The organism is Streptomyces chattanoogensis, assembly GCF_001294335.1.
Lineage (GTDB): Bacteria > Actinomycetota > Actinomycetes > Streptomycetales > Streptomycetaceae > Streptomyces > Streptomyces chattanoogensis.
Genome location: NZ_LGKG01000068.1, coordinates 32567 through 59460, shown reverse-complemented (window position 1 = coordinate 59460; position 26894 = coordinate 32567). Strand labels below are relative to the sequence as shown.

The following is a 26894-nucleotide window of genomic DNA, read 5'->3' as shown; positions in this document are numbered from 1 at the left end:
CGCGGGGCCGGAAGGGTCCGGGAAGGTCCGGCAGGATCCGGGGGCGCTCACGGTGTGCCGGGCCGGTGGACGCCCGGCCTGGCGTCGCCGGGCTCCTCGTCGCCGGTGGCCAGCCAGCTGCCGAGGCCGACCGCGGCGAGGACCGCCGCGCCGACCGCGCCGAGCTTCAGCCGGCGGCGGCGCACCGCCTCCGCGGAGGAGCGGTGCCGCGCCGAGCCCGCCCGGCGCTCACCGGCGACCCTGGGGGTACGGGCGGTGCCGTGCGCGCCGCCCGCGAGCTCGTCCGGGCCCGGAACGCGCATGCTGGTGTGCGTCTCCCGGTTGGAGTCCGGCTTCGCGCCCTGGACCAGGGGGACCGCGCCGCGCGGCGGGGTGTCCTCCGCCCGGGCGGCCGACGGATAGTCGCGGGCCCCGGCGGCGGCCGCGCTCTCCACGTCGTCCTCGGGCTGGTCGCTCTCGGGCTCGTCGATGTCCAGGGGCGGGATCCCGGCCAGGCCGGGCAGCAGCTCGCGCAGCCGGGCGGCGAGCTCCGGGGCGCGCAGCCGGGACGCGGGCGCCTTGGCCAGGCACTGGACCAGCAGCTGCCACAGCTCGTCGGGGATCCCGGGCAGCGGCGCGACACTCTCGGTGACATGGCGGCGCAGTACGGCCCCGGGGTGGCCGCCGCCGAACGGGGTGAAGCCGGCGAGCAGCTCGTACAGGACGGTGGCCAGGGCGTAGACGTCGACGGAGGCACGCGGCGGCAGGCCCTCGATGATCTCCGGGGCGAGGTAGTCGGGGGTTCCGATGACCTTGGTGGAGCGGGTGCCGCCCGGCGCGTCCACCAGGCGCGCGATGCCGAAGTCGGTGAGCAGCGCGGGGTGCGCGCCGCCGGGGCCGAGCGGTCCCTGCATGTCCAGGAGGACGTTCTCGGGCTTGACGTCGCGGTGCACGATCCGCTCGGCGTGCGCGGCGGCGAGGCCGTCGGCGACATCGGCGACTATGGCGACGGCGGCCTCGGGGGCCAGCCGCCGCTCGCGCTCCAGGCGGGTGCGCAGGTCCGTGCCCCGTACGAGATCCATGACCAGCGCCAGGTCGTTGCCGTCGACGACCAGATCGCGGACGCCGACGACATGCGGGTGCTCCAGGCTCAGCAGCGCCGTCCGCTCCTGTACGAAGCGGCCGACGAGCTCCTGGTCGGAGGCGAGATCCTCACGCAACAGCTTGATGGCCACGGCCCCCTCGGGACCCTCGCCCAGCCATACCGTGCCGGCACTGCCGCGCCCCAGGATCTGGTGGGCGGTGTACCGGCTGCCGATCTTCCGTGCCAAGACTGCTCCGACGTGTCGGGCCCCCGAGCGTCCTGCGGGGGCTGAAGTTGGCGTCAAAGCTACGCGGATGCCAAGGGGTTCAGTGCCCCCGACAGCCGCATCCTTCACTTCTGTGCGCGAAATCGCCCGACAGAAGTCGACAAATCCATACGACGGGCGGTGGCCGGGCCCTGGGAGGGGCCCGGCCACCGGTCACGGCTTGCCGCTGATCAGATCTTCACCCCGTCGATGAAGTCCTTCACGCTGGTGATGATGTCGCCGATCTGGGCGAAGAAGCCCTTGGTGGTGCCGATCCACTCCTGGAGCGGGGTCAGCTCCCAGATCAGCCAGCTCGCGACGAACAGTATGAGCAGGGTGAACAGGCAGCCCTTGAGACAGCCCAGCCCCGGGATCTTCATGGGGTTGGCGCTGCGCTGCCGGGGCTCGCGGCGGGGCCGGGGCTCCGGGGCGGGCGGGCGCTGGGGCTCGTAGCGCTGCGGCGGGGGCTCCTGGCGGCGCTGCGGGGCCGGGCGCTGCTGCTGGGCGTACTGCGGCGGCGGCTGCTGCCGGCCGTACGGAGGCTGCTGCGGCTGCTGCTGCGGAGCCGGGCGGCGCTGGGGGCGACGGCGCAGCGGGTCGTCGCCCGGGTCCAGGTACTGCTGCACCTGGGTCTGTTCGTTGCGGTCGCGGGCGGCGCGCAGCTGGGACTCCCAGGGATGCGGCCCCTCCGGCTCCTGGGGGCCGCCCGGGGGCGCGCCCATCGGCATCGGGGGCATCGCCCGGGTGGGGTCCGCGTCCCCCTGGCCGTAGCCCTGGCCGCCGGGCGCCCCGGTGGAGGGCAGCACGCTGGTGGCCGCGGCCGGGTCGTACGAGCCGGCGTGGGACGGCAGGACCTGGGTGGGGTCGGCGTCGCCGCCGCCCTGGCCGCCCTCGGTGCCGGGGACCGTGGTGGGTGCCGGGTCGGGTGCGAGCAGTGCGGCGACGCCGAGGGCGGCCTCGGCCTCCGCCGGGGTGGCGTGCACGCCGACGCCGGCCGCGACGGTGCGCAGCGCGCGGGCGAGGTTCTCGGCGCTGGGGCGCTCCTCGGGGCGCTTGCGCAGACAGCGCTCTATCACCGTCCACAGGGGCTCGGGGAGGGTGCCGGGGCGGCGCGGCTCCTCGCTCAGGTGGCGGTGCAGCACCTCCAGGGCGGTCTGTCCGGCGAACGGCGGACGGCCGGTGACCAGCTCGTACAGCAGGATTCCGGCGCCGTAGATGTCGACGGCGGAGGTCTGCGGGCGGCCCTCGGCGGACTCCGGCGCCACATAGGCGGGGGTGCCGACGAACTCGTGGGTGCGGGTCAGGCCCGGGGAGTCGGCCAGGCGGGCGATGCCGAAGTCGGTCAGCATCGGGTGCATCTCGCTGCTGCCGTCGGAGCCGGCGAGGAGGACGTTGGCGGGCTTGAGGTCCCGGTGCACGACGCCGTCGGCGTGGCTGGCCGCCAGGGCGTCGGCGATCTGGGCGGTGAGCAGGGCGGCGGCCACCGGGCTGAAGGGGCCGTTGTCGCGCAGGTAGCGGTGCAGGTCGGGGCCGTCGACCAGATCCATCACCAGGGCGAGCAGATCGCCCTCCACGACCAGGTCGCGGGTGCGGACGATATTGGGGTGGGTGAGCCGCAGCAGGACGGAGCGCTCCCGCAGGAAGCGCATCACCACGTCCGCGTCGTTCGCCAGCTCCTCCTTGAGGACCTTGATCGCGACGGTTTCGCCGGGCTCGCCGGCCACGGCGGCTTCCGCGCCCGCCGTCTCCCTCTGGCGGGCACGCCAGACGGTGCCCGTGGCGCCGCGTCCCAGCGGCTCCTCGAGCAGGTACTTGCTGCCTACCGGCCGCACGTCATGCGCTCCCTGTCGTGGTGGATCTGTGGTGGAACTGTCGCCCGGCCCGCCGGTCAGGCCCAGGTGGGCGATCACGGCGTGGCCCACGGGCCGTCCGACCCACTGTAGGCCGTCGGCCGTGATCCACGGCCCGGCGCCGGGCAAGGCTTGTCGGGAAGACGCGAGTTCCGGGCGGATGGTTGCGGCCGGCCGCCGGACTGTGCGCGCGGCGGCCGCGGCGTGCGGTCCCTGCCACACCGGCGGCTGATCACGGCAGTCGAATTCAGGCCGTTCGGCGCGCGCAACCCGGCACTTTTTCGTCCTTAGAAGACCAATCAAGATCACCAAGCGACGGTCGGCGGGCGTGTTGTCAGTGGCAGGTGCGAGGATGCCCCCAGCACGCATTGTGGTGGGGGCGCGCGCTCTCCGTCGCGACGTGGGCTTGGGACTTGTACGTGCCGACGTGCTCGGGCGCGGTGGGGGGCGAGCGGAGCCCCTGCCGGATTCCCGGCAGAAGGGACCGTTGACGGCGATGCAGATCCGGCTGACCGTCCTCGGGCCGCGCAGCGGCCACACCACACGGGCCTGCGACGTGCTCGTGACGGCCCCTGCCGGGACCGCCCTGGCGTCGGTCGCGGGCTCCCTCGCCTCCTCGGTGGCCGGCCCGGGCGCGGACGCGGGCGGCGCCGGCGGCGGTCCTGTCGTGCTGTACGCGGGCAATGAGCGGCTCGATCCGCAGCGCGCGGCGATCGGCGAGCCCCCGCTGATCGACGGCGCGGTGCTCTCCCTCCAGGGCCCCGGCCCCGCTCCGGCACACGGCCTGCCGCACGGCCCGGCCCGGCTGCGGGTCGTCTCGGGCCCCGATGCCGGCGGCGTCCATCTGCTGCACGGCGGCCAGATCCGTATCGGCCGCTCCGCCGACGCCGACGTCCCCCTGGACGACCCGGACGTCTCCCGGCTGCACTGCGCGGTGACGGTCGAGCCGGACGGCTCGGTGTACGTCGCGGACCTGCGCTCCACCAACGGCACCGCCGTCGACGGCGTCGACCTGGGCGAACAGCCCGCCCCGCTGCGGCCCGGCGCCCTGCTGCGGGTCGGCGAATCCGCCCTCCGCCTCCAGGCCTCCCCCGGCGGCCCGGACCCGGCACTGCCCGCCGCCCCCGACGGCGAGGGGCAGCTGCGGGTCGTCCCGGGGGCGGCAGGCATCCCCCCGCAGAGCCGGGAGTGGGCGAGCGACGCTGCGGCCGCTGCCACGGCAGGGGCGCGGTACTCCACCGGGGACGGCCCCGGGGAAGGGCGGCCGTGGGAGGGCCCCTACGGCGCCCAGGCCCCGGCCGCCGTCCCCTTCCCCCCGGCCGCACCTCCCGCCCGCGCACCGCTGAGCGGGCCCGTACACCAGGACCCGCCCCTGCGCGGTTCGGCTCCCGATGGCGGACCGCGGGCCGGCGGCGCGGGGCAGCCGGCCCCCGCGTACGGCCTCCGGGACCACGGCCCGTCCCACCAGGACGGCACCCACGCCGGGCAGCAGCAGCTGGCGCCCACCGACACCGCCAGGACCGCCCGCCGGGGCGGCATCGGCGCCTGGGCGCGGCGGCTGGCCGGCGGCCGCTATGCGGCGGAGCGGCCGGAGGACGCCGGCGCGGCGCCCGCGGACCCGGCGGCCGGGACGTCCGGGGACGATTCCGGCGCTGCGACGACCACCGGATCGCACGACCGCTGGCCGGATGCCGCCGCCGTCCTCTTGACGGCGCTCGGTCCCGGCCCCCGCCTGTGGGAGCGCGGCCGGGACCACCCCGATGCGCTGGCCGTCCGGCTGGGGACGGCCAGCAGGGACGGCGGCCGGATCGCCGCGCCGGTCACCGTCGAGCTGTGCCGGGCGGGCTCGCTGGGCCTGGCCGGGCCGCGCGAGCGGCTGACCGGGCTGGCCCGCGCCACCGTCGCCCAGCTCGCCGCCCTGCACTCCCCCTCCACCCTCGAGATCGTGCTGATCGCCACGGACCGGGCGCGCGGCACCGAGGAGCGGGTGGCCGACTGGTCCTGGCTGGGCTGGCTGCCGCATGTCCGCCCGGACCGCGGCCAGGACTGCCGGCTGCTGCTCGCCTACGACAAGGAGCAGGCCGCGGCCCGTACGGCCGAGCTGGTGCGCCGCCTGGACGACGGTCCGCTCGGGACGGACTGGGCCAGCGCCGACCGCGCCGAGGTGGCCGCCGCCGCGGCCCGCCACCAGGGCCCGTACACCGTTGTGATCGTGGACGGCGACCTCGGCTCGTCGGAGCTGCGCGAGCGCGCGGCCCGGCTCGCGGCGGGCGGCCCGGCGGCCGGGATCCATCTGCTCTGTCTGGCGGAGACCCCCGCCGCCTCCCCCGCCTTCCCGCTGGCCGCGACGTACGAGGCCGCCCGGAAGGCGTCGCCCGCCTTCGGTGAGTGCGGGGCGGTGGCGGTGCTCAGCGGTGATGTGGCCACGGCGCTGCGGGTGGTGCAGCCCGGTTCCGGGCCGAACGGCACGGTCGCGGCGTTGGACGCGGTCTCCGTCGCCTGGGCCGAGCGGTTCGCCCGTGCGCTGGCGCCGCTGCGCGAGGCCGAGACGACGGCCACCGACGGCGGCCGTCAGACGCACCGCGCGGCCGCCCCGCTGCCCGAGGCGTCCCGGCTGCTGGACGAGCTGGGGCTGGCCCGCGCCACCCCCGCGTCGCTGATGGCGCGCTGGGCCGCCGCCCTGGACACGGACCGGCCGAGCACGCCGGCGGTGCTCGGCGCGGGACCGCACGGCCCGCTGGCCGCGGATCTCGCCGCCGACGGCACCCACCTCCTCCTGGAGGGCGCGGCGGCCACCGGCAAGACGGAGCTGATGCGTTCGCTGGCCGCCGCGCTCGCCGCCGCCGACCGCCCCGATCTGCTGTCGCTGGTCCTCGTCGACGGCGGCGGCAGCGAACGCGGCGAGGGGCTGCGGATGTGCACGGATCTGCCGCATGTCACGACGTATCTGGCGGCCTCGGACCCGGTCCGGATGCGGGAGTTCGCCCAGGCGCTGTCCTCGGAGCTGAAGCGGCGCGCGGAAATACTGGGCGGCACGCCGTTCGCCGAGTGGCGCGCCAAGCATCTGCCGGCCCCGCGGATCATCGCCCCGCGCCGCTCCACCGAATCGGGTGACACTCCGCAGGAACTTCTCACGCTCCGTAATCGTTGCCGTGATAAGGAAGGAGGCGGCGGGGCGGCGGACACCTCGGGCACCGGCACCCTGCGGCTGCGGGCACCCGGCGGGGCACCGGCCGCGGAGGACCAGGCGCCGCCGATGCCGCGGCTGTTCGTGCTGGTCGACGACTTCGACGCGCTGGTGGCCCCGGCGCTGGGCAGTACGGGCCGGCCGGCCGCCGGTTCGGTGGTGCGGGCGCTGGAGGCGGTCGCCCGGGACGGTGCGGCGCTGGGCGTTCATCTCATAGCGGCGACCGGCCACCCGGACCGCACGGCGGAGACCGCGACCGGCGAACGGGCCCGGCTGCGCGTCCGGCTGGGCCCCGCCGCCGGTTCCGCCGAGCCGGTGCCGCCGGGCCGCGGCCTGCTGGACCGGGCGGCGGACGGCTCCTCGACCCCGTTCCAGGCGGGCCGGGTGACGGGCCGGATACCCCGTACGTCCACCCTGCGTCCGACGGTCGTGCCGCTGGAGTGGCAGCGGATGGGTGACCCGCCGGCCCGGCGCCCGCTGCGCGAGCTGGGCAACGGCCCGACGGATCTGGCCCTGCTGGCCAGCGCCCTGCAGCGGGCCGGGCAGTCGTTGGGAGCGCCCCCCGCCGCGCCGCTGGTGTGAGCCGCGGCGCCGCCGGGGGGGGGCGCGAGTGCGAGGGGGCGGGCGCGTCCATGGCGCCCACAGCTATGTGCCCACAGCTATGTGTGGCTGTGGGCGGCCGCCCCCTGCCGTGGTGCCGGTTCCGGCCTGTCGGGTTCGGTCTGTCGGGTCGGCAAGGCACGGCAGTCCCGCGGGTTCGCGGGCCCTGGATTCCCGGCCCGTCCCGCCCCGTAGGCCGTAACAGCCCCATCACGAAAGGCCAGTTGCGGACGGACGCGGTATTGCGGCGCCGGGGATCCCGGCGTAGACCTGTCGCACACCGCGGAGTCGCACGACGCGGAGCGCACCGGGCGCGAACGCCGCCCGGTGCCGCGAAGCCACCGGAGATCCAGAAGACCACCGGAAATCCACCGGAAGAGCACCGACGGGCACCACCGCACCACCGCACCGGCACCACCGCACGCACGGCAGGCCACGCACGGCAGGCGCAGCGATAAGGGGCTACGGGGATGCGCACACGATTCGACCGCACGGCTGGACGCGTCACGACCACCCTCGCGGCGGGGGTCGCGCTCGCCCTCGCGCTGACGGCCTGCGGCGGCAGCAAGGACGACGCACGCGGCAGCGGCGGCAAGGGCGGCAGCACCGCCCCCACCGTCCGGCTGCCCAAGCTGAACGGGCAGAAGATCCAGGTCACCGCGGTCTGGACGGGCCCCGAGCGGGAGAACTTCGTCAAGGTGCTGGACGAGTTCGAGAAGCGCACCGGTGCCACGGTCGACTTCGTGCCCAGCGGCGACGACATGGCCGGGTTCATCGGCTCCAAGATCGCGGGTGGCGGCCCGCCGGACGTTGCGATGCTCCAGCAGGTCGGCGTGCTCAACGAGTTCGCGCAGAAGGGCTGGCTCAAGCCGCTCGGCACCACCGCCAAGGAGCAGCTCGCGAAGAACTACACCAAGGGCTGGCAGGATCTGGGCGCCCACAAGGGCACGCAGTACGGCGTGTATTTCAAGGCCAGCAACAAGTCGCTGGTCTGGTACAACGCCAATGCCTTCGACAATGCGGGCGTCGGCGCGCCGAAGAACTGGCAGGAATTCCTCAAGGCCGCGCAGACGGTTTTCGATTCGGGTGTGGCGCCGGTCTCGGTGGGCGGATCGGACGGCTGGACGCTGACCGACTGGTTCGAGAACGTCTATCTTTCGCAGGCGGGTCCGGAGAAATACGACCGGCTGGCGCAGCACAGGATCAAGTGGACCGATCCTTCGGTGAAGCGGGCGCTGACCACGCTGGCGCAGCTCTTCGGCCGTAAGGATCTGCTGGCGGGCGGCAATTCCGGTGCCCTGCAGACGGACTTTCCCACATCGGTGACGCAGACCTTCAGCGGCGGCGATGCGCCCAAGGCCGCGATGGTCTCCTCGGCGGATTTCGCCGCGGCCAATATCGCGCAGACCCGGGCCAAGGTGGGCAGTGATGCCAAGGTCTTTCCGTTCCCGGCGGTGGGTGCCAAGTCGCCGGTGGTGACCGGTGGCGATGTGGCGGTGGCGCTCAAGGACAACAAGGCGTCCCAGGCGTTGCTGGCGTTTTTGGCGTCGACGGACGCGGCCAAGATCTGGGCGCAGGCGGGCGGCTTCCTTTCGCCCAACAAGGAGCTGGACCAGGCGGCGTACGCCAATGAGGTGATGCGCACGATCGCCAGGGCGCTGATCGCGGCGGGGGACGATTTCCGCTTCGACATGTCCGACCAGGCGCCGGCCTCGTTCGGCGGCAAGCCGGGGCAGGGCGAGTGGAAGGACCTGCAGGACTTCCTCAAGAACCCCAAGGACATCGCGGGGACACAGGCGCAGCTGGAGAAGGACGCCGCGAAGTCGTTCGGGCGCTGACCGGAAGCCGTTCGGGCACCGAGCCGAGTGAACCGACCGACGAGTGAGCCGGCCGACGAGTGAGCCGGCCGAGAAGTCCGCCTCGAGGAACGGGCCTGGGGGGCCGTCACGATGAGCGATGCAGAAGCCGTAGCCAGACATCACCGGGCGGGCCGGCGCGGCAAGCGGGCGGGCCGGGGCGTGACGGGCACCCGCCGCTGGGTGGCGGCCGTCTTTCTGCTGCCGGCCCTGGTGCTGCTCGGTGCGCTGGTCGTCTATCCCATCGTCTTCTCCGTCTACCGCAGTCTGTTCGACGCGTCCGGCGACGGCTTCGTGGGGCTGGGCAATTACGGCGCGATGTTTTCGGACGACGCGATCCGTACCGCGCTGCGGAACAACGTCATCTGGGTCGTGGTCGCGCCGACCGTGTCGACGGCCCTGGGGCTGATCTTCGCGGTGCTGACCGAGCGGATCCGCTGGGGCACCGCCTTCAAGCTGGTCGTCTTCATGCCGATGGCGATCTCCATGCTGGCGGCGGGCATCATCTTCCGGCTGGTGTACGACCAGGCCCCGGAGCGCGGGGTCGCCAATGCGGTGTGGGTGAGCGTGCACGACACGTTCGCCGAGCCCGCGCCGTTCCCGGGCGCCAAGCCCCGGCCGAACTCCGGTCTGCGGCCGTCCGGCGGCGGGGCGTTCACCACGAAGTCGGCCGTACGGGCGGGGGCTTCGGGTTCCTCGGCGTCGTCGGGACCGTCGGGGTCGTCGGCGGATCTGCCGCTGGTGGCCGTCCGGCAGAGCGATGTCCGGGACGCGAAGCCGGCGGCCGTCGCCCAGCCGCAGCCCGGCAAGATCACCGGGACGGCCTGGCTGGACTTCACCCGTGGGGGCGGCGGGCGGCCGAAGGTGATCGACGGCAATGAGAAGGCGCTGGCGGGCCTGACGGTCGAGGCGGTCAAGGGCGGTGCGGTGGTCGCCTCGGCGACGACGGCCGCCGACGGGACGTATGCGCTGCCCGCGGACAAGGCCGACGGCGCCCGGCTGCGGCTGCCCGCGGCGAACTTCGCGGAGGCGTACCACGGCGTCGACTGGCTCGGTCCGGCGCTGGTCACCCCGGCCATCATCGGCAGCTATGTCTGGATGTGGGCCGGTTTTGCGATGGTGCTGATCGCGGCGGGGCTGGCGGCGGTGCCGCGGGAGCTGCTGGAGGCGGCACGGGTGGACGGCGCCGGCGAGTGGCAGGTCTTCCGGCGGATCACGGTGCCGCTGCTGGCGCCGGTCCTGGTGGTCGTGCTGGTCACGCTGATGATCAATGTGCTGAAGATCTTCGATCTGGTCTACATCATCGCGCCGGGCTCCAGTCTCCGGTCCGCCAATGTGCTGGCTCTCCAGCTCTTCCAGTCGTCGTTCGGTACGGATGTCGACGAGGGCCTGGGCAGTGCGATCGCCGTATTCCTGCTGCTGCTCGTGCTGCCGGTGATGTACGTCAATCTCCGGCGCATCCGGAAGGAGCGTGCGCGATGACGACCGTCGAGGGTGCCGCCGCGGAGGGGGCGGTGGGCCGCGCCGTACCGGCGAAGCGGCCGCTGGCCACGCGGCTGGCGGCCCGGACCGGTGGCGGCGCGCTGCGGGTCTTTCTGGTGCTGGTCGCGCTGTTCTGGCTGATGCCGACCGTCGGTCTGCTGCTGTCGTCGCTGCGCAGCCCGCAGCAGATCGCCGAGTCGGGCTGGTGGCAGGTGTTCGCCAGGCCGGCGGGGATCACCTTCGACAATTACGGCCGTCTGCTGGAGAACGAGAAGGTGATGGGTTCGCTGCTGACCACCGCGGCGATCACCGTTCCGGCCACGGTGCTGGTGGTCGTCATCGGGTCGCTGGCCGGTTATGCGTTCGCCTGGATGGATTTTCCGGGGCGTGACGGCTGGTTCATGGTGGTCGTCGGGCTGCTGGTGGTGCCGGTCCAGGTGGCGCTGATCCCGGTGGCGAAGCTGTTCGGCGCGGTGGGGCTGTTCGAGACCACGGCCGGGGTGATCCTCTTCCATACGGCGTTCGGTCTGCCGTTCGCGGTGTTCCTGCTGCGGAACTTCTTCGCGGAGATCCCGCGCGAGCTGCTGGAGGCGGCGCGGCTGGACGGGGCGGGCGAGCTGCGGCTGTTCACCCGGGTCGTCATGCCGCTGGGCGGGCCGGCGATCGCGTCGCTGGGGATCTTCCAGTTCCTGTGGGTGTGGAACGACATGCTGATCGCGCTGATCTTCGCGGACAGCGGCAGTCCGCCGGTCACGGTCGCGCTGCAGCAGGAGGTGCGGCAGTTCGGCAACAACATCGATGTGCTGGCGCCGGGTGCGTTTGTGTCGATGGTGGTGCCGCTGATCGTCTTCTTCGCCTTCCAGCGGCAGTTCGTCTCCGGTGTGATGGCGGGTGCGGTGAAGTAGCTCCGTGCCGGGCCCCGGGGTGCTGATGCGGGATCGGGACGTGATCCACGCCATCTTCCGTTCATTTCCTTCCCCCTACCATGACGGTCGATGACGGCCGATGACGGTCAGTGCCGTGAAACGCATGGTGCGACAGGGTTTTGTCGTGGACACTGCGTAGACGCGCCCGGACGCTCCGCGAGCCGGGCGGCGGCGCCCCGGCCCCCGTGCGGGCGGGCGTATGCGCGGAACCGGCCCCGGCGCCGGCCGCATCTACAACAGCAGACACATCCGCATCACATCCGCACACATCCACGGCAGAACAAGCCGGCACATACCCCTACGCACATCCACATACGTGTCGCACATCGCCATCGATTCCCGACCGTCTGGAGACGGACCGCACATGACTGCACCCACCGCAGACCAGAGTGCCGAACAGCTCCCCCGCCCCACCCGGCTGTCCGATGTGAAGGGCTGGTTCTTCACCGCCGACCAGCTGATGTTCGATTGGTTCCTGGCTCATCAGCAGGACCGGTCGGTCTCCGGCGACCTGCTCGAACTGGGCGCCTATATGGGCAAAAGCGCGATCTTCCTGGGTGCCCGCAAGCGCTCCGAGGAGCGCTTCACGGTCTGCGATCTCTTCGATTCCCCCGCCGAGGACTCCTCCAACTCCAAGGAGATGAAGAAGTCCTACGCGACCTTGACCCGCCGCGCCTTCGAGGCCAACTACCTCTCGTTCCATGACGAGCTGCCCACCATCGTGCAGGGCCTCAGCTCCGTCGTGCGCGACCATGTCGCCGACGGCTCGGTGCGCTTTGCGCATATCGATGCCTCGCATCTGTACGAGCATGTGCACGGCGACATCCTGTCGGTGCGCGAGCTGCTCACCGAGGACGGCGTGGTGGTGATGGACGACTACCGCGCCGAGCACTGTCCGGGGGTGGCCGCCGCCACCTGGCAGGCCGTGGCCAATGAAGGCCTGCGCCCCGTCTGCATCACCGGCACCAAGTTCTACGGGACGTGGGGCGACCCCGAGCCGCTGCAGAAGGCGCTGCTGGGGTGGCTGCAGTCCCGCAAGGACGTCTGGCACGAGGTGCAGTACGTCAATGACGCCCCGCTGATCCGGCTGAGCGCGAAGGGTGCCAAGGAGCCCGCGCAGCCGGTTTCCCGGCACCGGGCGAAGGCCGCTGAGCGCCCGCCCCAGCGGCCCGCGGTGCCGGCCCAGAAGGCGTCCGCGGTGCGGCCGGCGGGCCGTCCGCAGCGCAGTGTGCTGCGCCGGGTCGCGCTCGACGTGCTGCCGCCGGTCGTCACCCGGGCGATCGTCTCCGCCCGCCGGAAGGGCCGCACAGCGGGGCGCTGAGAAAGGCGCTGACCAGCGTACGGGTTACGGGCGTACGGGCCGGGGCGCGCACCCGCCCGTACGCCCTTGGCGTGCACTCCCCCGCATCGGCCCGTACGCGCCTACCGCGGCACCTGCCCCACCAGCGCGAACACATTGCGCCGCAGCAGCTTTCCGGCCGCGCGCGGCAGCGGATACGAGTACGTCCGCCGTACGGCCAGCCCCGCCGACTCGGCGAAGGCGCGCAGCAGCGTGAAGTCGGTGAAGCGGACCGGGGCCGCCTCGGCGCGGTGGCCGGCCTCCTGCGGGGTGATCAACAGGACGCCGCCGCCCGGCCGTACGTAGGGGAGATAGGCCCGTAGCAGGCCCTCGACCTGCTCGTCGTCGAGGTGTTCGAGGACATGCGCGCACAGCAGCGCGTCGAAGGCGCCGAGCCGGGCGTGCGGGCTCTCGAGGAAGGCGTCGGCGGTGTAGGCGGCCAGGCCGCGGGCCCGGCACGTGTGGACGGAGCGCGGGTCGTGGTCGATGCCGACGCTGCCGGGCGCGCAGTCGGCGAGGGTGTCGCCCGCCCCGCAGCCGATGTCCAGCACCCGCCCCGGGCCGATCCGCCGCAGCTGCCGGCGGTAGCGGGGCCGGGCGGGCAAGGGCCGTACGACGCCGGTGCGTTCGCCGGCCGGGAGGCCGGCGGTGGAGGCGTGCGGGGCGGTGCCGGGGGCGGGCCGGGCGGCGCGCGCCTCCGGGGCGGCTGCGTCGGGCCGGCGGGCGGTGGCGGAGCTGTCGGTTCGGCCGGGCATCGGGTAGCGGTCACCTTTCCCTGGGGACACGGCGCGTGGGACGCCGTGACGCTGCCCAACGGTCTACGGCATCAGGGGGGAGCCGGGCGGTGCGGCACGCCGCCCCGGTGCGGGCCCCGGCCGTCTCACCCTTTCAGCGCAGATCCGGTGACCGCGCCGCCGAAGGGCGAGTTGAACGCCGCAATCCCGTGATGCGCCTGATCGGAATGTGTTCGGAAAGGCAGGTCCGCGCGTATGAAGCCCCGGCTCACCGTGGTCGTCCCGGTCCCTCACCGCGAGGGGTCCGAGCGGAATGTGGAGGAGAGCCTGGCGTCGGTGGCGGCCCAGACGCTGACCGAGCTGGAGGTGGTGCTGGTCGAGGGCGCCTCCGACGACGGCGAGGCTCCGCGGAGCGCCGCGCTCGTCCGCGCATTCGCCGGCCGGGACCCCCGGTTCCGTATCGTCCGGCATCCGGCTCCCGCGCCCGTGCGCCGCCCCGCCGGCCGTCCGGTCCGCCCTCCGGGCGGCGTCCCGGCGCCCGGTGCGGCGCGCAACACCGGTGTCCGGCAGGCCCGTCCGGACACCGAGTACCTGGCGTTCCTCGATGCCGGGGATGTGCTGCTGCCGCGCGCGTACGAGGATCTGACGGGTCTGCTGGACCGGTCCGGTGCCGACTTCGCGACCGGCAACGTCTATCTGCTCGGCGCGGCCGGCCGCAGTCAGTCCCCGTACCACCCGGCCGGCCGCGAGACCGTGCTGCGCACCCATGTCACCGAGGACCGGACGCTGCTGTCGGACCACTGCGCCGGGAACAAGGTCTTCCGCCGCTCCTTCTGGGACCGGCACCAACTCGCGTTTCCCGAGGGGGCATTGTGCGAGGACGCGGCGGTGACGCTGCCCGCGCACTTTCTGGCCGGGGCGGTGGACGTCGGCCGCGGGCACGTTCTCTGCCGCAGGCTGCCGGAGGGCGCCGGGCGGCACCGGCTGCCCGATGTGCCGGGTGTCCGGGAGCGGTTCGCGGCGGTGGCCGACATCCGCCGGTTTCTCGCCGACCCGGCCCATCCCCGCCGCCACGCCTTCCGGCAGGACTACGACCGGTGGGTGCTCACCGACGGGCTGTGCGACCTGATCGCGGCGCTGCCGGGGGCCGCGCCCGAGTGCCGTACGGCGTTCCTGGAGGGCGCCCGCGACTTCCTCGCCCGGGCCGACCCGCAGCTGTTCCCCGCGCTGCCGGTGGAGCTGCGGATGCGCTGGTATCTGATCCGCGCCGGGCGCCTCGCGGATCTGCTGACGCTGCTGGCGCACGAGGCCCGTGATCCGGCCGGATTCGATGTCACCGGGCCGCCGCTGCGCAAGCGGGCGGTGCTGCCGTTCACTCCCCCGCTGGAGCTGCCGCCGGGCGTGGCCCGGCTGGAGCGTACGGACTTCCCCGTCCGGGCCCGGGTGCAGGAGGCGGTGTGGCGGGACGGGGCGCTGGTGCTGCGCGGCTGGGCGTACATCCGCAATCTGGAGGCGGCCACCCGGCACGGCTACCTCAGAACCGCGGTGCTCGCCCGGGGGCGCCGCCGGATCCTGCTCCCTCTGCGGCCGGTGGCCATGCCGCAGGCGACCGCCGCATCCGGTCAGGAGCGGCACTGTTACGACTGGGCGGGCTTCGAGGTCAGGCTCGATCCGGCCCGGTTGTGCAGAGGCGGGCGGTGGGAGGAGGGGGACTGGACGGCCGGGGTCGTCCTTGCGTCGGCGGGTGTGGTGCGGGCGGCGGCGCTGGAGGCGGGGGACAGCGGTTCGGGGGCGGCACCGCTTGCCTGCGAGGTGGGCGACGGCGTACGGATCGTGCCGAGGTATGCGGACGGGCGGCTGCGGCTGTCGGTCGAACGCCGGGTGCGCAGGCTGGTGGGGCAGCGTGCGGCGGCCGGTGCCCTCGATCTGACCGTCACCGCACCCGGCCCGCGCCCGGCGGCGCTGCGGCTGACCCATGAGGGGACGGGCACGGTGGTGATGTTTCACGTGGAACCGGACCGGCCGGGGGACACACCGCGGTCCGGGGAACGCCTGTCCGGGGACGGCCCGCGGTCCGGGGAGCCCCTGACCGTGCGCATCCGTCTCGATGCGCTGGCCGCCGCGCGTCCCGCCCGGGCCGGCGCGCCGCCGGCGATCCCGCCCGTGCACACCGAAACCTGGACGCCGGAGCTGGTGCTGCCCGACGGCGGTACGGACCCGATCGCCTGCCCGCCGGACCTGCCCCCGGCGGGCCATCCGCTGCCGCACGGCCGGGAGCTGGTCGTCGCGGCCACCGCCACCGGGAATCTCGTCCTGCACGACCGCACCCCGCAGCCGTATGCGGACCGTGTGATCTGGCGGGCGGACGGCACCCTGCTGGTGGCGGGCCGGCTGCCGGACGCCGCGCCGCTCGCCACCGAGATCGTCCTCAAGCACGGCGCACATGCGGCCGAGGCGGCCTTTGCCGCCACCCACGACGGCGACCGCTTCCACTGCGCGCTCCCGCTCGGCGCGCTGCCGTCCCTCGCGGGTGAACTGCCGTTGCGCGAGGGCCGCTGGACGCTGCATCTGCGCGAGCGGGGCGCGCCGGGCTCGCCCCTGGACGGCCCGGTACGTTTCGTGCCCGCCGTCTTCGAGGGGCTGCCCGCGTCCCGTACGGTCAACGGCAAGCCGCTCACCCTCGACCGGCACCGTCACGACGAGGCGCTGGTGACGGCGGGCCCGGCGCTGCCCGCCACGGACCGCGGCCCCTACCGCCGCCGGGTGCTGCGCGAGCTGCACTATCCGCTCCACCGGGGCCGTCCGCTGCGTGCGGCCGTTCTCTACAGCAGCTTCGGCGGCCGTGCGTACGGGGATTCGCCGCGGGCGGTGCACGAGGAGCTGGTGCGCCGGGGGACGGAGGTCACGCATCTGTGGGCGGTGCGTGATGCGCAGGCCGCGGTGCCGGACACCGCCCGCGCCGTGGTCGTGGGCAGTGCCGAATGGCACGGCGCCCTGGCCCACAGCCGGTGGATCGTCACCAACACTCATCTGCCCCGCTGGTTCCTGCGCCGCGACGGCCAGACCGTCGTCCAGACCTGGCACGGCACCCCGCTGAAGCAGATCGGCGCCGGGCTGGCCGGCACGTACTGCGCCGGGCTCCCCCATCTGGCGCCGCGCCCGCGTCTGGGCCGCCAGTGGAGCGTGCTGCTGTCACCCAACGCCCACAGCACGCCCGTACTGCGCTCGGCGCTCGGTTTCTCCGGTGAGCTGCTGGAGTCCGGGCTGCCCCGTACGGATGCGCTGCTGTCCGCCGACCGGGACCGTACCGCCGCCGCGGTACGCAGACGGCTGGGCATTCCACGGGGCAAAAAGGTGGTGCTCTATGCGCCGACCCCCCGCGACGATCTCGCCTATGACGCCGCCCACCACCGCATGCACCTGGCGCTCGACCTCGGGGCGGCCCGCAGTGCGCTGTCCGGCGGCCATGTGCTCCTGGTCCGCAGCCACCCTCTGGTGGCCGACCGGCTCCCCGCCCACCATGCCCCCTTCGCGCTCGATGTGTCGGCCCACCCCGACGCCACCGAGCTTCTCCTGGCCGCCGATGTCCTCGTCACCGACTACTCCTCGCTGGCCGCCGATTTCGCCAACACCGGCCGCCCGATGCTCTTCCTGACCCCGGACCTGCCGCACTACCGCGACACCCTGCGCGGTTTCACGCTCGACTTCGAGGCGCGCGTCCCCGGCCCGCTGCTCACCACCACGGGTGAACTGATCGACGCGCTGGGCGATTTGGCGGCGATCACCCGGGCCGGCGCGGATGCGTATGCGGACTTCCGGCGGGACTTCTGCCACCGGGACGACGGCGGCGCGGCGGGTCGGGTGGCCGATCTGCTCACCGGGTGAGCCACCGGAGACGGCCGGCCGAGGGGGCGCGGCGGCAAGGTGATGGCGCCCGGATCGGCATCGTGCGGCGTTCGCGTCGTTACAGCTTGTGCGGAAGCCCTTACGGGCCCATGCCACCCGAGCCCGGCCTTCCGGCCCGTCATCAAGAGGGCAAGGACGCGGAAAACCGCGGCAACGGGTGCAACCGCGCGAACGGATTCCCCCTCTGACCCATCAGACATACGGACCGGATCCCGCTCGTGCCCAGAGACGCTGTCGACACGAAATGTAGATGTAGTGACTGTGAAAGAAGCCCTTGAGCCGCGGCCTGGGCCCACCATCACGCCCACCGCGCAGGTCAGCATCGTCGTCATCGCGTTCAACGATGCCGTCCATGTCCGCGACGCCGTGCGCTCCGCACTGTCTCAGGGGGACGCGGTCGCCGAGGTGATCGCGGTGAACGACGCCTCCACCGACGGCACGGGCGAGGCCCTGGACGCCCTTGCGCGCACCGACCCCCGGCTGCGGGTGATCCACCGCGACGGGAACAGCGGCGGCTGCGGCACTCCGCGCAACGACGGGGTGCGCGCCGCCACCGGCCGCTTCGTGATGTTCCTGGACAGCGACGACGTACTGCCGCCGGGGGCGGCCGAGGCCCTGCTGGCCGCCGCGCTGCGGTCCGACGCCCCGGTGGCGGCGGGCGCCTGTGTCCGCCGCGAGCTGCCGGTGCGGCGCGATGTCCCCTGGCAGCCGGGCCTCTACCGTGAGGCGGCGGTGCACGAGTCCGCCGAGGCCAGCCCCCAGCTGGTGCGCGACACCCTCTGCGTCAACAAGCTCTATGAGAGAACGTTCCTCTTCGCGCACGGCATCACCTTCCCCGAGGGCCGCTACACCTACGAGGACTTCGTCTTCACCGCCCGTGTGCTGGCCGCCGCACCCCGCATCGCCACCATCCCGGACGCCGTCTACATCTGGCATGTGCGCCGTTCCGCGGCCCGGCAGTCCATCTCCCTGGACCGCACCGACGTCGCCAACTGGCAGGCCCGTATCGACGCGCACCGGGCCAGCGTGCAGATCTTCCAGGAGGCCGGGCACAAGGCCCTCGCGCTCGCCGCGGACACCAAGTTCCTCGACCACGATCTGCGGATGTACGTCCGCGAGCTGCACACCCGCGGCGGCGACTACCGCACCGAGTGGTGGCGGCTGACCCGCGACTACCTGGCCGGCTTCGACGAGGCCGCGCTGCGCGCCGCCCGCGCCCCGGCCCGCTGGCTGGCCCGGGTCGTCCTGGCCTCCCCCACCCCCCGCGACCTGGAGCGCCTCACCCAGCTGGCGGCGCGGCCGGGCCGGCTGCTGCCGCCCTATGCCGAGGCCAACGGGCACGCCGTATGGTCCCCGGACCTGCCCGAGGTCGAACTGGATGCCCTCGGCACCAAGCCGATGCACCGGCTGCCGGTGACCGTCGACGCCGAACCGGCCATCGGCCCCCGCAGCACGCTGCGGCTGCGCGTCCACGATCTGTACGGCCGGCTGGCCGCGGCCGGACCGGTCAGCATCGACATAGAGCTGCGCCGCCGCCGGGACGACCGGCGCGGCCCCGTGCACACCGCCGCGCTCACCGCGGCCCCGGCCGCCACCGGGTCGGAGACGTGCTGGACCGCCGAGGTGGTCCTGGATCTGGCGACGCTGGTCGAACGGGGCTCGGGGCACGCGGCGGACCCCGAGCCATGGGACCTGATGGCGGAGGTCCGCTGCGCGGACGGCGCCGGCTTCCGCGCCTCCCTCCGGGCGATGGGCCCCGGTCTGCGCCGCCGTGTGCTGCCCAGCCGACGGCACGGTCTGCTCCTGGCCCAGCCGTATGCGACGACGGGTGGTGCGCTCTCCCTCCGGGTCGCGGCGGGTGTGCGCAGCGTATGGCGTATCGCGGCCCGCAGATTCCGCCGCTGAGCCGCTTCCCGGCGCTGCCGCCCCTCGCCCCTTCCGTTCCTCCTTCCGTCCCGACCTAGGATTGGCGCTATGTCTTACTTGATCACGGGTGGTGCCGGCTATATCGGCGCCCATGTCGTACGGGCCCTGCGCCAGGCGGGCGAGGCGGTCGTCGTGCTCGACAACCTCACGACGGGCATCGCCGACCGGATCCCCGAGGACGTGCCCCTGGTCGTCGGTTCCACCCTCGACCGCGCGCTGCTGGACCGCACGTTCGCCGCGCACGAGATCACCGATGTGGTGCACCTGGCCGCCAAGAAGCAGGTCGGCGAGTCGGTGGAGATGCCGCTGCACTACTACCGCGAGAACGTCCACGGCCTGCAGACCCTCCTGGAGGCGATGGCCTCCGCCGGCGTCGGCCGCTTCGTCTTCTCCTCGTCGGCCGCCGTCTACGGGATGCCGGACGTCGACCTGGTCACCGAGGACACCCCCTGCGTGCCGATCAACCCGTACGGCGAGACCAAGCTCGCCGGTGAGTGGATGGCCCGGGCGGTCGGCAAGGCGCACGGCATCAGCACCGCCTGTCTGCGCTACTTCAACGTGGCCGGCGCGGCCGCCCCCGAGCTGGCCGACACCGGGGTCTTCAACATCGTCCCGATGGTCTTCGAAAAGCTCACCGAAGGCGCCGCCCCTCGCATCTTCGGCGACGACTACGACACCCCCGACGGCACCTGCATCCGCGACTACATTCATGTGGCCGACCTCGCCGACGCCCATGTGGCCGCCGCCCGCAAGCTGGCCGAGCCGGGGCCGGTACGCGATCTGACGCTCAACATCGGCCGCGGTGAGGGCGTTTCGGTCCGCGAGATGATCGACCTGATCTGCGAGGTCACCGGCCATGAGGGCGTGACGCCCCAGGTGACCCCGCGCCGGCCCGGCGATCCCGCCCGGGTCGTCGCGGCGGCCGACCGGATCACGCAGGAGCTGGGCTGGAAGGCGCGCCATGACGTCCGCGACATGATCGAGTCGGCCTGGGCGGGGTGGGGGCTTCGCGGGCGGAGGTGAGGGCCTGCCGCTTGTTTGCCGCTTTGCCTGCGCCTTTTCTTCTCCTCGTCTTCTCCTCCCCCTCTTCGCCTCCCGTCCGGTGCAGAGGTGCGCCCGGTGCCGGGAAATCAGGGGAAACCGCCCCGCGCCCCGGCACAACAAAACGGATAAATGAGGCATATCCCCTAGAGTGAGTCACCGGCGATCTTGATCTTTGATCTGGAGGATCTTGATCTTGAAGCTGGAGACCGCGGCATCCGTGAGACCGACCCCCAGCCGTCCGGTGCGGCGCCGGACCCGGCGGGCGGCCGCACCCGGGCTCGCCGCGCTGCTGTCCATGGGGGCGTACTGCCTGGCGCTGGCGAGCTACGGCGGCTACCCCTTCGGGGCGCGTTCGCGTGCCGTCAACGACCTGGGCAATCAGTTCATTCCGTTCCACGCCCGGCTGTGGGATCTGCTGCACGGCACCACCAGCGGGGATCTGTTCTTCAACTGGAACAGCGGCTACGGCGTGCCTTTCCTGGCCGACTTCCTCACTTATGTGATGAACCCGTTCTCGTGGCTCGTCGGGCTTTTCCCGCGCCATCTGGTCGAACTCCCGGTCTTCCTGGTGACGTTGCTGAGCATCGGGCTCGGCGCGGCGCTGATGACCGTCTTCCTCGGGCGGCTGCAGCCCGGACCGGGGCCGCTGCGGGCGCTGCTCGCGGTGGGGTACGGGCTGTGCGCCTGGGTGCTGTGCGACGGATTCGCCGATCCGATGTGGATGTGGGGGCTGGTCTCCCTGCCGATGACCGGTATTGCGGCGGACTGGTGTCTGCACCGGCGGCGGTGGGTGGCCGGCACCCTGCTCTGCGCGCTGGCCTGGGCGGGGAACTTCTACACGGCGGCGATGGCGAGCCTCGCCACGGCGCTGGTGCTGCTGCTGAGGCTGGTGCTGGCCTCCGGTATGCCGGGCCGGGAGCGGCTGCGGGCGCTGGGGCGGGCCGTCTCGATGATGGCCACCGGCATCGCGCTGGCGGCGCCCGCGCTGACCGTCACCCTCGAGGCGAGCCGGGCCGCGCAGCCCGCTCCCGCGGTGGAGTACCCCGGGCCGCCGCCGCTGCTCGACCAGCTGGCGCAGCTGCTGCCGGGCGGGCGGGGCACCGTGGAGGTCCCGAACATCTCCGTCGGGATGCTGGGGCTGCTGCTGGTGGCCGCCCTGCCGTTCGTGCGGGCCGTGCCGCTGCGGGTGCGGGCCGGGTGGTACGTGCTGGCGGTGGCGGTGGCGGGCTCGTTCGTCTGGGAGCCGACGATTCTGCTGTGGCACGGCTTTGCGCTGCCCAACGGGAGTCCGTTCCGCGCCGCGTTCGTGCTGAGCGGGATGCTGGTGATGATGGCGTGGCTGGCGCTGGCGCACCGGCCGCGGGTCCGTGAACTGGCCGGGGGCGCGGTGCTGGTGGCGCTGCTCGCCTGGGTGTGCCGGGACCGGCCCTCGGTCGGGAGCGCCACCTGGATCCTGGTGGCGGGCGGGGGCGTCGCCCTGGGCGCCCTCATCGCGCCGGCGGCCGTCTCCCGCCGTGCCGCCGGGCCCGCCGTACGGACCGTCGCCACCGCCGTGCTGATCTGCACGGTGCCGCTCGGCTCGGCCTACTCGGCGTTCTCCCTCACGGTCCTGCGGGACAAGATCGCGTGGTTCCGGCCGAAGGTCACGCTGAGCCCGCGGGCGCTCGCCGCCCAGCGGGGACTCGCGGCCCGCGACGACTGGCCCCGTTCGCGCACCGACCCCGGGCCGCATGAGTTCGCCAACAACGATCCGCTGCTGATCGGCGGCGAGGGCGGCTCGTACTACAGCAGCTATGTGCCGGCCGCGACCGCCCGCACGCTGCGCGGCCTGGGCGGCGGCTGGTACATCAACGGGCGGCACACGCTCAGCCTCGAGGACCCCGTGGGGCGCGCCCTCATGGGCGTCAGCAGCTATCTGGCACCGCGCGACGACGGCCGCTTCACCGTCCGGCCCGCCGCCCCGGCCCCGCTGGTGACCGTACGCCGCGGCCTGCGGACGGCCGCATCCGGCGGGCCCGGAACACCCCGCGCCGAGACCGTCTTCGCCCGCCAGGAACGCGCCCTCGGCGCCAAGGTCTACGAGATCCCCGACCTGATCCACCGCGCGGGCCCGGCCCCGGTGCGCGACGCCGGCGGCTGGCTGCTGCCCGCTGCCGGGCCCCCCGCGCAGGGCACCGGCACCCATGGCTCCGGCACCGTCTTCCGCGCCCGCTGCACCCCGGGCGGCACCGCCGTCTGGTACGCCCCGTCCTTCCACGGCCGGGTCAGCGGCCTGGGCGGCAGGAGCCGGGCGCTCGGGCGGCGGGACGGCACCACCACGAACCCGGTGCGCACGCTGGGCACCGTGCCCCCCGACGGCGGACTGTCGGTCCGCTTCTCCGGAGCCGGCCCGCAACATATCCCCGAACACCCCATCGGCTGCCTCCCCCCTCGCAGATTTGCCGCCGCGGTGCGCGCCCTGCGCATCAACGGCCCCGTCAAATGGAACACCGGCGGCCACGAACTGGTTGCCGAGCTGCCGCCGGGCGGCTCCGGCAGCGCGGTGTTCGCCCTTCCGGCGGTGCCCGGGTGGGGCTGTTCGGTGGACGGCGGGCCGGCGCGTGCCGCGGGGTCGTTCGCCGGTCTGCTGGCCGTCCCGCTGGGCTCCGGCGCCGCGCGGCTGTCCTGTGCGTACACCCCTCCTGGCCTGGTCCGGGGGCTGGCGGCGAGCGGCGCGGGCGCGCTGGCGCTGGCCGCGGTGGCCCTCGCCGCACTTCTCCGCGGACGCCGGAACCCCTCGTTCGCCACACCTCAGAAAAACGTACCGTTCCGCCCTATTTGCCAGAATTGCCCGGCAGGGTACGGCGACCGGGCCGTCCCCTGACCCCCGTCGGAAACCGGCGAAAAGGCGCGATCATGAAGCTCTCCCTCGTCGTCCCCTGCTACAACGAAGAGGCCGTCATAAGCCGGTTCGACGACCAGGTCCGCGCGGTCCTCGGCGGGCTCGCCGTCGAGTACGAGCTGTGTTACGTGGACGACGGCAGCGCCGACGGCACTCTGCCCCGGCTCCGCGAGCTCGCACAGCGGCACCCCAGCACCACCCGCTATCTCTCCCTGAGCCGCAACTTCGGCAAGGAGCCCGCCATACTGGCCGGCCTCAAGGCGGCCACCGGCGACGCGGTCATCATCATGGACGCCGACCTCCAGCATCCGCCCGAGCTGATCGGGAAGATGCTCGGCCTCCACCGGCTCGGCCACGACCAGGTCATCGCCCGCCGCAGCCGGGACGGCGACAAGCGGCTGCGGACCGCACTCAGCCGCTTCTACTACCGGGCCGTCAACACCTGGGTGGACGTCGAACTCACCGACGGCGTGGGCGACTTCCGGCTGCTGTCGCGCACCGCCGTGGACGCACTGGTCTCGCTGCCGGAGTACAACCGCTTCTCCAAGGGCCTGTTCTCCTGGATCGGCTTCGACACCGTCACCTTCGACTACCGCAACGCCGCCCGGGAGGCCGGGGAGACGAAGTGGCGGCTGAGCATGCTGGTCAACTACGGGATCGACGGCCTGATCTCGTTCAACTGCCGTCCGCTGCGGGCGGCCATCTACGCGGGCCTGAGCCTGGCCTCGCTCGCCACGCTCTACACCCTGTGGGTGATCGGCGCAGCGGCCGTCGGGGGCATCACCGCACCGGGCTATGTGACGCTGGTGGCCATCATCGTGGGCCTGGGCGGACTCCAGATGGTGATGCTCGGGCTGATCGGCGAGTACATCGGGCGGATCTACTACGAGTCCAAGCGGCGGCCGCACTTCCTGGTCAAGGAGGCGAGCGCGACGGCGCCCGCCCGCCCCCGGTCCGGCGGTGCGGCCCGCCCCCGCACCCCGACGGACGCCGCCCCCCTCGCCGCTCCCTCCCAGGCCGGCTGATGCCCCTCCACGTCCGGCGCCTGCCCCGGGCACTCCCCGAAGGGGGCCAGATAGTTCGTTTTGTCATCGTCGGCGGGTTCAACACTGCGGTCTTCTCCGCCTGTTATCTGCCGCTGCACCGGGCGCTGCCGTATTTCGCGGCGTACACCGTCGGCTTCCTGGCCGGTATGACCTGCTCGTTCTTCCTGAACACGTACTTCACCTACCGCACCCGGCCGACCTGGAGGAAGTTCCTGCTCTTCCCGCTGACCCAGGTCACCAACTATGCGGCCCAGAGCGTGGGGCTGGTGGTGCTGGTGACCTGGTGCGGGGTGAACAGCAAGGTGGCGCCGCTGGCGGCGGCGCTGCCCGCGCTCCCGTTCACCTTCCTGGTCGCACGGCGGATGCTGCTGCCGGGCCGGGGGTCCGGTCACGCCCCGCCGCCCCGCCCCCGCGATCCGGCCTGAGTCCAGGCCCCGAACGGCGCGTGCCGCCCGGCCGCCCGCTGCCGGGCCGTATACAGCCGCCCGTCGTTGCCGAGCGCCACCACCACCGCCCGGCCCGCGGCATCCTCCGCGACCCCGGGCGCCGCCGAATGCGGCACCCTCCCCGCGTGCCAGCGTTCCGGGGCGTCCTGTGCGAACGCCACCCGCACGTCACCCGCGTCGTCCCGCGCCGCGATCACCATCCGGTCGCCGGGACCGGCCGGCGCCGCGGCCACCCGCCCGTAGCCGCCGACCGGTGCACACCGCCCGGAGACCCGCCAGCCGCCGAGCCGCCTCTGCCGCTCGGCGATCAGCACCTGGGCGGAGCCCGCCCGGCGGAAGACCGCGCGCACCGCGCCGTCCGCCACCGGGACCAGGCTGACCGGCCCCGCCGCCTCCGGCAGCCCGGTGGCGGCGGCCGGGCGCGGTGGCTTGCCGGGCTCCTTGGACACCCAGTGGTGGACGGTCCGGCCGCTCGGCGCGACCACATGGACCCTCCCGTCGGAGTCCACACAGGCATCGATGCCGTCGACGATGTGCGGTGACGTCTTCAGGGCGGTCACCGGGCCCTCCAGCCGCCGCCACGGCGTCCACCGCCGCCCGTCCGGGCCGCTGCGGTGGGCGACCCCGCCGTCCCAGGTCCGTACGAAGACATGCACCGTGCCGTCCGGGGCCACCGCCGCCGCCGGGAAGCCGGTCTCCAGCGATCTGAGGGGGTCCGGGTCCGGGGATCCCAGTGGCTCCCAGCGCCCGAAGACGGGCGCTCCGGTGCGCGCGGTGCCGGTCTGCCGGGCCGTCAGCAGCTCGCGGCGGTGCGCCGTGTGCGGGCCGGGCAGCAGGGTGCGGGCGGCGAACAGCTGGAGGGTGCCGCCGGGATGCCGTACGGCATGGATCTGACCCTGCAGCAGCTCGCCGCCCACCGGGGCGGGGCCGGTGAAGCGGCCGCTCCCGGGACGGCTCTCCGTCCAGCAGTACGCCCGGCCGCCCAGGACGGCGAAGGCGGCGAGCCGGCCGTCCCGCAGCGGCCGGATCCAGGCGTTGGAGCCGGGCGCGCGCAGCCGGGTGCTGCGGGTCCAGTCCCGGGAGGCGCCGCGGTAGGCCGTATCGCCCACCTTGCGGTCGCCGCAGCCGGCCGGATCGCCGCAGCGGCGGCCGTCGGACCAGCCGTAGACGGCGAGCACCCGTGCCTTGCGGCGGGCCGCCCCGGTGTCGAGGCTGTGGGGCAGCTCGCCGAGCTCATAGCCCAGGTAGTGCTCCACGATGGCCGGACGGCCGTGCTCCTGCCCCCAGTGGCGGGCCAGCGCCGCCTGCGCGAAATACGCGGAGGCGATGTGGTCCTGGTGGTCGAAATAGCGCAGCCCGGCCAGCCGGGGGTCCGGGGCGGACTGCGGGGGCGCCAGGCGGTGCACGGGGTTCGGGTCCAGGGTGCGCACCACCGTGGGCCGCACCCGGCCGAGCACCGCGGCCAGGGTGCCGATGACCTGGTCGCGGGTGTAGCGGTAGGCGGCGGGGACGGGCGTGCCGGTGGGCCGAAGGGTGGGCAGGGTGCCGGCCGCCCCGAGCCAGAGGCCGCGCAGACTGGTCGCGCGGGGTGCCGCGACGGACCGGGCCTCGACCAGCTCCAGGAAGATCAGCTGGTTCTGCGGGGCCTCGCGGAGGGTGTGCAGCTCCGCCTCGAAGCCGGGGAGCAGGGACACCGCCTCGAGGTCCCAGGGACTGCCGGCGTCCCCGGTGGCCATCAGGGCGTGCGCCGCGCGCAGTCCGTTCGTACGGGCGCGCGCGAAGTCCGCCCGGTTGTACGGGAGGCGGTCGGCGCCGGGGGTCTCCTTGCCGGCGTTGTGGCCGTCGGACTCCCCGCCGGTCAGGCAGACGGTGACCGAGCGGGCGCCGCTGCGGATGCCTTGCTCCAGCGCCGGGTTCATGAAGTAGAGCGCATCGTCCGCGTGCGCGACGACGTGTAGGAATGTCTGGTTCCGGGCGTCCGCCGCGGGCCGCGCGGGGCGGGCGGGTTCCTCCGTCCGGGTGGCCGGCTCCTCCGGGGAGCGCCAGGTCCACCCGCCGACGCAGGCCGTGGCGGCCAGCACACCACCGCCGGTCGCCTGGAGCAGCCGGCGGCGGGAAATACGGGACGGGCGGTGACCGGGCAATCGGATCTCCTCTGCGGCCCATTAAGGGAAGAGGGCGGAATCCAGTATTCGGTTGCCTGCGCGATCTCGCCCGTCGGCAAAGTTTCCGTATTCCGCGGTCCATGCTGCGGCGTATAGAACTTTCAGGTTACGAAGACCAACCTTTTTGGGTGAACGCGAGTCAGATGGCCGACAATGGAACCCGCCCTTTCGGGCTTTT

15 protein-coding genes are annotated in these 26894 nt (G+C 73.6%); 11 read left to right on the top strand and 4 right to left on the bottom strand.

Annotated features, from left to right (window positions below; translation table 11 throughout):
• Positions 1 to 47 precede the first annotated feature (47 nt).
• Positions 48 to 1310 (bottom strand): serine/threonine-protein kinase, encoded by a 1263-nt coding sequence (locus ADL29_RS09210; RefSeq protein WP_053923204.1) that lies wholly within the window; start codon positions 1308 to 1310, stop codon positions 48 to 50.
• 209 nt (positions 1311 to 1519) lie between these two features.
• The gene (locus ADL29_RS09205; RefSeq protein WP_053923203.1) at positions 1520 to 3160 is read right to left on the bottom strand and encodes a serine/threonine-protein kinase; all 1641 of its coding nucleotides are present in this window, start codon (positions 3158 to 3160) and stop codon (positions 1520 to 1522) included.
• Positions 3161 to 3674: 514 nt separating this feature from the next.
• On the opposite strand from ADL29_RS09205, the gene ADL29_RS09200 reads away from it, so the two are divergent.
• From ADL29_RS09200 to ADL29_RS09180, 5 genes are all read left to right on the top strand, one after another.
• The gene (locus tag ADL29_RS09200) at positions 3675 to 6947 is read left to right on the top strand and encodes an FHA domain-containing protein (protein ID WP_053923202.1); all 3273 of its coding nucleotides are present in this window, start codon (positions 3675 to 3677) and stop codon (positions 6945 to 6947) included.
• Between the two features lie 488 nt (positions 6948 to 7435).
• On the top strand, positions 7436 to 8803 hold the full coding sequence (locus tag ADL29_RS09195) for an ABC transporter substrate-binding protein (protein WP_078970854.1): 1368 nt from the start codon (positions 7436 to 7438) through the stop codon (positions 8801 to 8803).
• Between the two features lie 111 nt (positions 8804 to 8914).
• The gene (locus ADL29_RS09190; RefSeq protein ID WP_078970853.1) at positions 8915 to 10303 is read left to right on the top strand and encodes a carbohydrate ABC transporter permease; all 1389 of its coding nucleotides are present in this window, start codon (positions 8915 to 8917) and stop codon (positions 10301 to 10303) included.
• A complete protein-coding gene (locus ADL29_RS09185; protein ID WP_053923201.1) occupies positions 10300 to 11208 on the top strand; it encodes a carbohydrate ABC transporter permease in 909 nt (302 codons plus the stop codon). The genes ADL29_RS09190 and ADL29_RS09185 overlap by 4 nt, the downstream gene beginning before the upstream one ends.
• Before the next feature lie 385 nt (positions 11209 to 11593).
• Entirely contained in the window at positions 11594 to 12550 is a 957-nt protein-coding gene (locus ADL29_RS09180) for a class I SAM-dependent methyltransferase (RefSeq protein ID WP_053923200.1), read from the top strand.
• A gap of 101 nt (positions 12551 to 12651) precedes the next feature.
• Here the strand turns inward: ADL29_RS09180 and ADL29_RS09175 are convergent, their stop codons facing one another.
• On the bottom strand, positions 12652 to 13323 hold the full coding sequence (locus ADL29_RS09175; protein WP_053923199.1) for a class I SAM-dependent methyltransferase: 672 nt from the start codon (positions 13321 to 13323) through the stop codon (positions 12652 to 12654).
• A gap of 234 nt (positions 13324 to 13557) precedes the next feature.
• Between ADL29_RS09175 and ADL29_RS45985 the strand changes: the two genes are divergently transcribed.
• The 6 genes from ADL29_RS45985 (at position 13558) to ADL29_RS09145 (ending at position 24530) form a co-directional block, all read left to right on the top strand.
• Complete coding sequence (locus tag ADL29_RS45985) at positions 13558 to 17187, top strand: bifunctional glycosyltransferase/CDP-glycerol:glycerophosphate glycerophosphotransferase (RefSeq protein WP_053923198.1); 3630 nt, start codon at positions 13558 to 13560, stop codon at positions 17185 to 17187.
• A 282-nt stretch (positions 17188 to 17469) separates the two neighbouring features.
• A complete protein-coding gene (locus tag ADL29_RS09165; protein WP_078970852.1) occupies positions 17470 to 19113 on the top strand; it encodes a glycosyltransferase family 2 protein in 1644 nt (547 codons plus the stop codon).
• 69 nt (positions 19114 to 19182) lie between these two features.
• Positions 19183 to 20157, top strand: coding sequence for a UDP-glucose 4-epimerase GalE (gene galE, locus ADL29_RS09160; RefSeq protein WP_053923197.1), 975 nt, complete (start codon positions 19183 to 19185; stop codon positions 20155 to 20157).
• 214 nt (positions 20158 to 20371) lie between these two features.
• Positions 20372 to 23041 carry a YfhO family protein gene (locus tag ADL29_RS09155; protein ID WP_245689255.1) on the top strand — a complete coding sequence of 890 codons (2670 nt, stop codon included), beginning with the start codon at positions 20372 to 20374 and terminating at the stop codon, positions 23039 to 23041.
• A 32-nt stretch (positions 23042 to 23073) separates the two neighbouring features.
• On the top strand, positions 23074 to 24084 hold the full coding sequence (locus tag ADL29_RS09150) for a glycosyltransferase family 2 protein (RefSeq protein ID WP_053923196.1): 1011 nt from the start codon (positions 23074 to 23076) through the stop codon (positions 24082 to 24084).
• A complete protein-coding gene (locus ADL29_RS09145; RefSeq protein WP_053923195.1) occupies positions 24084 to 24530 on the top strand; it encodes a GtrA family protein in 447 nt (148 codons plus the stop codon). The genes ADL29_RS09150 and ADL29_RS09145 overlap by 1 nt, the downstream gene beginning before the upstream one ends.
• Here the strand turns inward: ADL29_RS09145 and ADL29_RS45980 are convergent.
• Positions 24494 to 26695, bottom strand: coding sequence for a PIG-L family deacetylase (locus tag ADL29_RS45980; protein WP_053923194.1), 2202 nt, complete (start codon positions 26693 to 26695; stop codon positions 24494 to 24496). The genes ADL29_RS09145 and ADL29_RS45980 overlap by 37 nt on opposite strands.
• Positions 26696 to 26894: the final 199 nt, after the last annotated feature.

What these genes read in the sequence shown, in the direction of transcription:
- ADL29_RS09200 (WP_053923202.1), top strand. Translation starts at nt 3,675, where the DNA reads ATGCAGATCCGGCTGACCGTCCTCGGGCCGCGCAGCGGCCACACCACA.
- ADL29_RS09145 (WP_053923195.1), top strand. Translation starts at nt 24,084, where the DNA reads ATGCCCCTCCACGTCCGGCGCCTGCCCCGGGCACTCCCCGAAGGGGGC.
- ADL29_RS09150 (WP_053923196.1), top strand. Translation starts at nt 23,074, where the DNA reads ATGAAGCTCTCCCTCGTCGTCCCCTGCTACAACGAAGAGGCCGTCATA.
- galE (WP_053923197.1), top strand. Translation starts at nt 19,183, where the DNA reads ATGTCTTACTTGATCACGGGTGGTGCCGGCTATATCGGCGCCCATGTC.
- ADL29_RS09190 (WP_078970853.1), top strand. Translation starts at nt 8,915, where the DNA reads ATGAGCGATGCAGAAGCCGTAGCCAGACATCACCGGGCGGGCCGGCGC.
- ADL29_RS09175 (WP_053923199.1), bottom strand. Translation starts at nt 13,323, where the DNA reads ATGCCCGGCCGAACCGACAGCTCCGCCACCGCCCGCCGGCCCGACGCA.
- ADL29_RS09195 (WP_078970854.1), top strand. Translation starts at nt 7,436, where the DNA reads ATGCGCACACGATTCGACCGCACGGCTGGACGCGTCACGACCACCCTC.
- ADL29_RS09185 (WP_053923201.1), top strand. Translation starts at nt 10,300, where the DNA reads ATGACGACCGTCGAGGGTGCCGCCGCGGAGGGGGCGGTGGGCCGCGCC.
- ADL29_RS45985 (WP_053923198.1), top strand. Translation starts at nt 13,558, where the DNA reads ATGAAGCCCCGGCTCACCGTGGTCGTCCCGGTCCCTCACCGCGAGGGG.
- ADL29_RS09180 (WP_053923200.1), top strand. Translation starts at nt 11,594, where the DNA reads ATGACTGCACCCACCGCAGACCAGAGTGCCGAACAGCTCCCCCGCCCC.